This window comes from Halorubrum sp. CBA1125 (genome assembly GCF_009742825.1).
Classification (GTDB): Archaea; Halobacteriota; Halobacteria; order Halobacteriales; family Haloferacaceae; genus Halorubrum.
Genome location: NZ_WPCE01000130.1, coordinates 1 through 8322, shown reverse-complemented (window position 1 = coordinate 8322; position 8322 = coordinate 1). Strand labels below are relative to the sequence as shown.

9 protein-coding genes, 1 tRNA gene and 2 pseudogenes are annotated in these 8322 nt (G+C 71.1%); 3 read left to right on the top strand and 9 right to left on the bottom strand.

Going from position 1 to position 8322, the window contains the following annotated elements:
- A pseudogene (locus tag GJ633_RS11500) lies at positions 1–811 on the bottom strand (site-2 protease family protein); the annotation flags it as partial.
- 212 nt (positions 812–1023) lie between these two features.
- On the opposite strand from GJ633_RS11500, the gene GJ633_RS11495 reads away from it, so the two are divergent.
- Positions 1024–1266, top strand: coding sequence for a hypothetical protein (locus tag GJ633_RS11495; protein WP_156588941.1), 243 nt, complete (start codon positions 1024–1026; stop codon positions 1264–1266).
- A 13-nt stretch (positions 1267–1279) separates the two neighbouring features.
- Here the strand turns inward: GJ633_RS11495 and GJ633_RS11490 are convergent, their stop codons facing one another.
- The 5 genes from GJ633_RS11490 to GJ633_RS11470 all read right to left on the bottom strand — a co-directional run bounded on the left by GJ633_RS11490 (position 1280) and on the right by GJ633_RS11470 (position 5396).
- The gene (locus tag GJ633_RS11490) at positions 1280–2263 is read right to left on the bottom strand and encodes a 5,10-methylenetetrahydromethanopterin reductase (RefSeq protein ID WP_156588940.1); all 984 of its coding nucleotides are present in this window, start codon (positions 2261–2263) and stop codon (positions 1280–1282) included.
- Positions 2264–2290: 27 nt separating this feature from the next.
- Positions 2291–3049, bottom strand: coding sequence for a coenzyme F420-0:L-glutamate ligase (locus GJ633_RS11485; protein ID WP_156588939.1), 759 nt, complete (start codon positions 3047–3049; stop codon positions 2291–2293).
- 156 nt (positions 3050–3205) lie between these two features.
- On the bottom strand, positions 3206–3679 hold the full coding sequence (locus GJ633_RS11480) for a redoxin domain-containing protein (RefSeq protein ID WP_156588938.1): 474 nt from the start codon (positions 3677–3679) through the stop codon (positions 3206–3208).
- 139 nt (positions 3680–3818) lie between these two features.
- Positions 3819–4322 carry a DUF367 family protein gene (locus GJ633_RS11475; RefSeq protein WP_321169047.1) on the bottom strand — a complete coding sequence of 168 codons (504 nt, stop codon included), beginning with the start codon at positions 4320–4322 and terminating at the stop codon, positions 3819–3821.
- 75 nt (positions 4323–4397) lie between these two features.
- Positions 4398–5396 carry a zinc-dependent metalloprotease gene (locus GJ633_RS11470; protein ID WP_156588937.1) on the bottom strand — a complete coding sequence of 333 codons (999 nt, stop codon included), beginning with the start codon at positions 5394–5396 and terminating at the stop codon, positions 4398–4400.
- Between the two features lie 138 nt (positions 5397–5534).
- Here GJ633_RS11470 and GJ633_RS11465 point away from each other — a divergent pair, with 138 nt between their 5' ends.
- Both GJ633_RS11465 and GJ633_RS11460 read left to right on the top strand, forming a co-directional pair.
- Entirely contained in the window at positions 5535–6599 is a 1065-nt protein-coding gene (locus tag GJ633_RS11465) for a M20/M25/M40 family metallo-hydrolase (protein WP_156588936.1), read from the top strand.
- A 168-nt stretch (positions 6600–6767) separates the two neighbouring features.
- Positions 6768–6842, top strand: a tRNA-Glu gene (locus GJ633_RS11460).
- 124 nt (positions 6843–6966) lie between these two features.
- Here GJ633_RS11460 and GJ633_RS11455 read toward each other — a convergent pair.
- The 3 genes and pseudogenes from GJ633_RS11455 to GJ633_RS11445 all read right to left on the bottom strand — a co-directional run.
- Positions 6967–7158, bottom strand: a complete 192-nt coding sequence (locus tag GJ633_RS11455) for a UPF0175 family protein (RefSeq protein WP_156588935.1) — start codon at positions 7156–7158, stop codon at positions 6967–6969.
- 298 nt (positions 7159–7456) lie between these two features.
- Positions 7457–7903 (bottom strand): DoxX family protein, encoded by a 447-nt coding sequence (locus tag GJ633_RS11450; protein ID WP_231741343.1) that lies wholly within the window; start codon positions 7901–7903, stop codon positions 7457–7459.
- Positions 7904–8029: 126 nt separating this feature from the next.
- Positions 8030–8322 (bottom strand): annotated as a pseudogene (locus GJ633_RS11445) (hypothetical protein); the annotation flags it as partial.

Genomic DNA, 8322 nt, shown 5'->3' with positions numbered 1-8322 from the left:
GTCGCCGTCGTCGGCGGTGACGGTCACCGTCTCGCCGGCGGCGGCCATCGCGGCCTGGAACTCGGCGGCGGTGTCGACCGGGTCGCCGGCGACCGCGACGAGCCGATCGCCGCCCGAGATGTCGGCCGCGGCGGCCGGAGGACCCGGGGGCCACCTCGCCGACGGCGTAGCCCGGTGCCGGCGCGATCGCGCCGACGACGGGGCCGAACAGCAGCCCGAACACGACGACCGTGAGGAGGACGTTCGCGGTGACGCCGGCGGCGAACATCCGGGCGCGGGCGCCGCGGGACGCCGCCCGGGTGGCCTCGTCGTCGGGCTCGACGAACGCGCCGACGGGCAGCAGCGTGAAGAAGACCAGCCCCATCGACTCGATGTCGATCCCCTCGACGCGACAGAGCAGGCCGTGAGCCCCCTCGTGGACGACCATCGCGACCGCGAGGCCGGCGACGATCTCGGGCGCGACGGACAGCGGGAGGAAGTCGTTCACGCCGGGGATGATGAGGAAGTTCTGCGGCTGCTGGATCGCCGAGGGCTGCGGCGTCGAGAGCGTGGAGAGCGCGGAGGAGACGATGAGGACGAACGAGCCGACCATCGCGACGAGCGCGCCGCCGAGCCCGAGATTCGCGACCGCTCGCCAGAGCCGCTTCGGCCGGGCGAGGCGGCCCAGGAACGCCCGCCCGCGGCGGGTACGGAGCGTCAACACCGGACCGGAGACGCGGACCGCCTCCGGGAGGACGCCGCGGTCCTGCAGCCACATCGCCACGGCGGAGTACGCGAGGACCCCGGTGAGAACCCAGAACAACGTGTTCATACCGGGCGATCCGTGTCGGCCGCGTGTAAGGCGTTCGGTTGGCGAAACGCCGCGCCGCCGTTCGTCGAGCAGCCGTCCACCCGTCTACCGCCGATCTGCCGGCCGTCTACCGCCGATCGTCCGGGGAGCAACGACCGGGACGCCACGGTCGGTCCGCCCGAGGAAGCGCCGCGAACTCAACACCCAAGTATCCCCCGTGCCAACCGGCGGGTATGATCGCGCTCATCGACTTCTTCGCCCGGATCGTCGGCGACGTCGGCCGGTTCCTCGACATCCTCGTGAACAACCTGCTCCTCGGCGCGGGCGACCCGCTGTCGGCGGTGCTCGTCGTGGCCGGGCAGATCCTGATCCTCGCGTCGGTGCTCGCGCTCGGCTACCCCGTCCTCGGCGCGCTCCTCGACGAGATCGGCGTGACGCTCCCGTCGCTTGGCGGTCGGGGTCCGGTCGAGGAGTAGCCGCAGTCCGGATTCAAAAACGATCGGCGACGGCGTCGGCCGTGAGGTCGACAGCGGCCTCGAGGTCCGGCCCGAGCGGCGACCCGACGACCAGCCCGTCGGCGTGTTCGGCGACGGCGGCGGCGCGCTCGCGGACCGTCTCCGGAGAGCCCGCCATACAGAACGCGTCGATCATCGTCGGGGTCACGCGCTCGAAGGCGGCGGAGAACTCGCCGGCCGAGACGCGGTCGCCGATCGCCGACGCCGCTTCGGGATCGATACCGTGCCGGTCCAACACCGGTCGCGCCGCGCCGCCGGCGATGAACGCGACCGGCGGCCGGGCCGCCTCGCGGGCGGCGGCCTCGTCCTCGGCTATCGACACCGCGGCGTACGCGATCAGGTCGAACTCGCCCCGCGATCCGGGACGGTCCGCGAGCCCGTCGTCGACCTGCTCGCGGGCCCACGCGAGGTCGGCCGGGTGCGACCCGTTGAATAGCAGGCCGTCGGCGTGCTTCGCCGCCATCCGGCACATGTGCGGCCCCTCGCCGCCGACGTGGACGGGGATGTCGGCGCCCTGTGGAGGCTCGTAGTTGAGCCCGGCCTCGCTGGCGACGAAGGTCCCCTCGTGGTCGACGCGCTCGCCGGTCCACAGCTTCCGGGCCGTCTCGAACGCCTCCAACACGGGACGGAGCCCGCGCTCGTCGGAGAGCCCGAGGTTCCGGAGCGTCGAGGGGTCCCCGGGACCGATCCCGAAAATGGCGCGGCCCCCCGAGAACTCGTCGAGGGTGGCGACCCGCGAGGCGAGCGTCACGGGATGGGTCTCGTAGGGGTTGGCGACGCCGGGGCCGAGCCGGACCGACTCCGTGGCGGTCGCGAGCTGCGAGAGGAGCGCCCAGGGGTCCCGGTTGTTGTAGTGACACGTCGAGTAGACGGCGTCGTAGCCGGCCGCCTCGGCGCGGACGCCGAGGTCGACGAGCCGGTGTACGTCGTGTTCGGGGGTGAGTTCGATTCCGAGCATGGGTTGGCGTGCGGTCGGTCCTCGTCGTCAGGCGTCCTCGAAGCGCCACTCGCGCAGCGCCTGCCGGACGAAGTCGCTGTCCACCTCGCGGAAGTGGGCGTCCGAGCCCTCGTGGTCGCCGAACGCCCAGTCGCGCACGACGACGACGGGGGTGCCGCCGGCGCCCTCGCCGGCGACGAGGTTGGCGGCGCCGGCCAGCTCGTCGATCACGTTCTGGACGGTGACGCCGAGTTCGCGGCCGTCGCGGTCGGGCTCGCCGCGCCAGTCCCGGCTCGCGGGGAGGCCGGCCCAGCCGATCGCGACGCCCCGCTGACCGTGTCTGAAGGGACGCCCGCAGGTGTCGCTGACGACGACGCGGTCGGCCGGCAGCCCCTCGCGGATCCGCGACGCGCTCTCGGAGGGTCGCTTCGGGAGCAGCAGCAGGTCCCCGTCGGGCACGTTCGAGCGGTCGATCCCCGCGTTGACGCCGACGTGTCCGAAGCGGGTCGCAGTCAACAGGAACGGCGCCTCCATGATGAGCTCGGTCGACTCCTCGAGGACGGCCTGCGCGAAGCGCGGGTCCTTCTCGTCGCCCGTGACCGCGGCGAGTCGGTCGGCGACCTCCTTCGCGCGCGCGCTCGCCGGGAAGTCGTCGAGGTCGAAGACGCGTCCCTCGGCTTTCGAGACCACCGTGCTGGCCACGACGACGACGTCGCTCTCGCGGAGGTCGACGCGCTCGTCGACCAGCGCCGCGAGGTCGTCTCCCTCCCGGACTTCCGGGAGGCCTGGCACCGCGAACACTTCCATGCTCACCCACTGCGCGCCGCCGACGAAAAACCCCCCCGGTATCGAGACGGTTTGACGCTACCCGAGCATCGGCGTTCGACCCCGGTCGTCGGCGCCGACGGAGCGCGGAAGACTCGACGAGCGTCGTCGCGTTCGAGTGCGCGGTCTCGGCCGCCTCTACGCGGCCTCGACCGCGTCGAGGACCGCCTCGTAGTCCGGCTCGTTCGTCGGGTCGTCGGCGATCCACGCGTACGTGGCCGTCCGCTCGTCGTCCACGACGAAGACGGCGCGGTTGGCGATCCCGTGGAGGCCGAGGTCCGCGATCGACATCTCCAGATCGTACGCGCGGATCGCGTCGCCGGCCATGTCGCTCACGAGGTCGAACTCGATCCCGTGCTCCTCGCGGAACGCGCCGAGCGAGAAGGGCGAGTCGGCGCTGATCCCGAACAGAGTCGCGCCCGCGTCCGCGAACTCGTCCGCGCGCTCCTGGAGCGCGATCATCTCGTTCGTACACGGCGGCGTGAACGCGCCCGGGAAGAACGCGAGCACGACGGGTCCGTCGCCGATGTGGTCCTCGAGATCGAACGGTTCGTGATCGCTCGTACCGACCGTCGCGGAAAACGACGGCGCGGTATCGCCTTCGGATACCATCGATCGATCGTACGTTCGATCGCCCGAAAAACTTGTCTCATCGTCCATCGTCTCCGGTACCGGCGGTTCCCGCGACCAAGCGGCCGGATCCGGGTGGCGTGACCTGGTGACCGTGATCCGGCGGCCGAAGCGCCGTTCGTCACTCCCGGTCGAGGTACTCCTGTTGGACCTCGACGACGGCCGCGGAGTCCTCGCAGTCGGCGTACCGCCGGAGCGGCTCCGCGTTGAGTTCGAGGAACGTCTCGCCCCACGTGAACTTCGCGAGGACGCGCTCCGCGTGGTCCGGCTCGCCGAGGATGGCGAGCGCGGCCGCGAACGCCTCGACGGTCGTGAGCCGCATCGGGCGCCCGAAGTTCACGGGGTTGGCGGCGACGAGGTACGGGAGCGCCCGGTGTTCGCCCGGCAGCGAGAACCGCTTCTCGCCGGCCGACTCCCACGAGCAGTCGAGCGCGACGAGCGCCGCCTCGCTGGCGATCTCGGCGTCGGCGGGCGACAGCGCCCGCTCCGCGTGCGGGTTCAACACCACCCCGTAGGGCGTCGCGCGGTCCGACCGGTGGAGCGCCGCGAGGTCGAACCGCGCGAGCTTCCGGGCGGTACACTTGTCGGGGTCGTCGTCGCCCTCGTACCGGACGTGGAGGTCCACGGTCGGCGTTCGACGGAAGCGGATAAAAGCCGTGCGGAGGGCGGAGGGGGACCGCGCGTCGCGTGACCGCGCGTTTCAGGGGTCGACCCGCACGAGCCACGCGTCCGGGTCGTCGAGCTCCGCGCTCGTCGGGAGCGTCGCCGGGCGGTCCCAGACCGTGCCGGCGGCCTCGATCCCCCGGGCGTCGACGACGCGCTCGAAGAACGCCGCCCCGCGCTCGTACTGCCGGCGCTTCAGCCCGAGCCCGAGCAGCCGGCGTGCGATCCGCTGGACCGGGCCGCCGCCCCCGCGGCGCTCGTCGAGCTTCCGGCGGAGGTCGGCGTACTCGTCGTCGAACGCCCGGTCCATCAGCACCTCCGCGTACCCCTCGACGGCCGTCATCGCGGTCTGCAGCTCCGCGAACGCCGCGGGGTCGATGCCGCCCGCGGAGAGCCCGTCGACGCCGCGTTCGACCCGCGACTCGAGGTACTCGGGGAGCCACGGCGCCGCGCCGAACTCCGCCGCGTGGGTCACCTCGTGGAACGCGATCCACCGCCTGAATCGGGGGAAATCCACGTCGAGCGCGGCCGCGACCGCGACGACGTTGGGGTGGACGAAGTAGAGCCCGTGGTCCGCGTCGGGCTCGTCGGCGAGGAGCAGCGGGTCGTACTGTCCGAGCACGTTGCGCGCGAGGAACCCGAGCGCGAACGCCATCGACCCGGTGTTGACGACCCGCGAGAGGTCGAGCGAGAGCGTCGGGGTCGAGACGGACCCGGCCGCGACGCCGTCGTCGCCGACGGCCGCCGCCTCGATCGGCTCCATCACGTTCCTGAACGTGTCGACGCTCGCGTCGATCCAGTGGTGCCGGTTCTGTACCTCGATCGCGTCGGGCACGTCGAAGTCGAGCCTCGCGACGTCTCGGATCCGGGTCCGAGCGTCCCGCACGTCGGCGGCGTATCCCGCTCTGTCGGCCGCGCTCAACGCGAGCGACCCCGGGTCGGTGCTCGCCTTGGCGGCCTCGGCGGCGCGGTCCCAGTCGACGACGCCGGGTCCGGACGCCGCAGAAACTGCACGGAGGCTTCGGAGAACGTCCATGCCCCTCCGAGGCACGCCCGACCCAAGTCGCTTGCGGCGGCCCAGCGCCTCCCGACCCACGTCGCTTACGGCGGTTCGGCCGCCGTCGGGTGGACACCGACCGCCGCCTTCTTGCCGGACGCCGACACACCCCGGGACATGGACGACACACGCAGGGCGCTCCTGGAGGACCTGCTCGCGACCGCGAGTCCGTCGGGCTTCGAGACGCCGAGCCAGCGGGTCTGGACCGACTACGTCGGCGAGTTCGCAGACGACGTCTCGACGGACGCCTACGGCAACGCCGTCGCCGTCCACGAGGGCGACCCGGACGCGCCGACGATCGCGGTGACCGGCCACGCCGACGAGATCGGCTTCATCGTCCGCGACGTGCTCGACGACGGCTTCCTCCGGATCGGGCGTATCGGCGGCTCCGACCGCACCGTCTCGAAGGGGCAACACGTCACCGTCCACGCCGACGAGCCCGTTCACGGGGTGATCGGCCAGACCGCGATCCACCTGCGCGACGAGGCGGACGACGAGTACCAAGACATCGCGGGGCAGTTCGTCGACGTGGGCGCGACGGACGCCGCGGAGGCTCGCGAACACGTCTCCATCGGCGACCCGGTCACCTTCTCGACCGGCGTCTCCGAGCTGGTCGGCGACCGGATCGCCGCCCGCGGGGTCGACAACCGGGCCGGCACGTGGGCGGCCGCCGAGGGACTCCGCCGCGCGGCCGCCGCCGACGTCGACGCCACCGTCTACGCGGTGTCGACCGTCCAGGAGGAGGTCGGCCTCCAGGGGGCGCGGATGGTCGGCGTCGACCTCGAGGCCGTCGACGCCTTCGTCGCCGTCGACGTGACGCACGCCACCGACAACCCCGACGTCGAAACCGCCCACCGCGGTCCCGTCGAACTCGGGGCGGGACCGGTGATCAGCCGTGGCAGCGCGAACCATCCGGTGCTGGTGGACCTCGCACGGGACGCCGCCGCCGACGCCGACATCGACGTCCAACTCCAGGCGGCGGGCACGCGCACCGGTACCGACGCGGACGCTTTCTACACCGCCCGGGGCGGCGTCCCGTCGCTCACCGTCTCGATCCCGAACCGCTACATGCACACGCCGGTCGAGGTGATAGACACGACCGACCTCGACGCCGTCGCCGACCTGTGTGCCGCGATAGCCGCCGCCGCGAGCGACGTGACCTCCTTCGCCGTCGACGTGTGAGGACTCGCCTACGTGTGAGGACTGTGCGCGGGGTGGGCCGTGACCGATACACCCCGTCACCTGCGGCCCAGACGGCTAGGCCGACCCACGATAAACCGGGACACGGCGCCGTCGAAACGGAACTGTTTTACAATAACCATCCCTACCGATAGCTGCGCCGAACCGCGCGCTCTGGTAGTGTAGTCCGGCCAATCATATTGCCCTCTCGAGGCAATGACCGGGGTTCAAATCCCCGCCGGAGCATCCTTTTCCCTCGCAGTTTCACGAGTCGAGCAGTCGTATCTACGCTGACTGCCGGCGTCGAAACTGAAGGGGACGCGCGATCGTGGCGAAAGAGGAGTGTGAACCCGGACGGAGCGGCTCGGGCTCAGTCGGCGCTGACGGTCTGGTCGGTGCGTAGCGCGGCTGCCCGCTCGGACTCGGTGACCTCGATGTCCCGCCGCTCGAGCTGTTCGACGAACTCGACCTCGCTGAGACCGGCCTTCGCTGCCGCCTGCGACAGCGTCAGTGTTCGAGCACCGTACAGCGTCAGCGCGGTCAACAGCCCCTTCGTTGCCATATCGATGTGTGGGTCGTGAAGGTTTATGAAGATTACTACTTCATTCAGGGTCCTGATACACCTTATACGATATATATTGGCTAGCGATCGCTCGCGTGGTATCTAACCTCTACGGAGGAGGACCAACGCCCCACAGGAGTTATGGCGCTTCACCCGGAACGGTGCACATGAACAGACAGCAGATAATCGCGCTGTTCTTCGCGTTTCTCATGGTGAGCTCCATGCTCGCGTGGGGGGTCAGCTTCCTTTGAGCGTCAGCTCCCTTTGACGTCCGCCCGCGCTGACGCGCGCGGCGGATTCAGTTGAAGGCTTCGCGCAGGAACACGAGCGCGCCGCCGAGCATCGCGAGGTTCCCGAAGAACGCGAGCCGCTCGCCGGAGCGGTCGTCCTCGTCGGCGTTCCAGAAGTCGTGCATCGTCGCCGTCACGAGGGTGAGAAACGTCACGGCCGCGCCGGTCGCGAGCCGCGGGAGCCGCCAGAGAGCGATTCCGACCCCCGCCGTAACCATCATCCCGGATGCGAGTGGGGCCGTGATCTCCGGGGCCGGCACGCCGGCCGACTCCGCGTACTCGATCGTGTCGTCCATGTCGCGGAAATCCTCGGAGGCCTGTGCGGCGAGGCCGATGCCCAGCAGGACCCGTCCCAGCCGGGACGGGGCGTTCCGCTCGTCACGTGTCGTGGCGGTCCCGTCGGCGGTGTCGTCGATCTTGTCGATGTCGTCGGTGTCGTCGGTGCCATCGCTCATAGCCGGACGAAGGGGCGCGCGACCCATAAATCGACCTGCGGATTCGGGGCAACCGACGCGTGAAACCTCGTCGGCGACTGGATTGCGTCGTGCGACCGGATCGCGCCGATGTGGATCGACGCGCGCTCACGCGAGGTCGGCCCGCTCCAGCAGCACCGCGGTGGCCGCCTCGTCGAACGCCATCGGCCGCCGCCACCACGGGCCCTTCCCGGAGTCGCTCGACAGTTCCGTGACGAACCGGTTCGCCGTCGCACCCGCGTCCGGAGCGCTCAGCGGGACGACGCGATCGAAGAGCCCGGAGGCCTCGGGATCGCCCGCGACGACGACTCGCGCGTCGAACGGGTCCCGTTTGAGGTGCGCGTTTGTCGGCGCGAGCGCGGCCGCCGCGCGCGGGCGCGGTCCCGGTCTCCCCCTCGCCG

Excerpts from the sequence above, each read along its gene's own strand:
- GJ633_RS11480 (WP_156588938.1), bottom strand. The coding sequence starts at position 3,679 with ATGGTATCCGAAGGCGATACCGCGCCGTCGTTTTCCGCGACGGTCGGT.
- GJ633_RS11465 (WP_156588936.1), top strand. The coding sequence starts at position 5,535 with ATGGACGACACACGCAGGGCGCTCCTGGAGGACCTGCTCGCGACCGCG.
- GJ633_RS11450 (WP_231741343.1), bottom strand. The coding sequence starts at position 7,903 with ATGAGCGATGGCACCGACGACACCGACGACATCGACAAGATCGACGAC.
- GJ633_RS11470 (WP_156588937.1), bottom strand. The coding sequence starts at position 5,396 with ATGGACGTTCTCCGAAGCCTCCGTGCAGTTTCTGCGGCGTCCGGACCC.
- GJ633_RS11490 (WP_156588940.1), bottom strand. The coding sequence starts at position 2,263 with ATGCTCGGAATCGAACTCACCCCCGAACACGACGTACACCGGCTCGTC.
- GJ633_RS11485 (WP_156588939.1), bottom strand. The coding sequence starts at position 3,049 with ATGGAAGTGTTCGCGGTGCCAGGCCTCCCGGAAGTCCGGGAGGGAGAC.
- GJ633_RS11495 (WP_156588941.1), top strand. The coding sequence starts at position 1,024 with ATGATCGCGCTCATCGACTTCTTCGCCCGGATCGTCGGCGACGTCGGC.
- GJ633_RS11455 (WP_156588935.1), bottom strand. The coding sequence starts at position 7,158 with ATGGCAACGAAGGGGCTGTTGACCGCGCTGACGCTGTACGGTGCTCGA.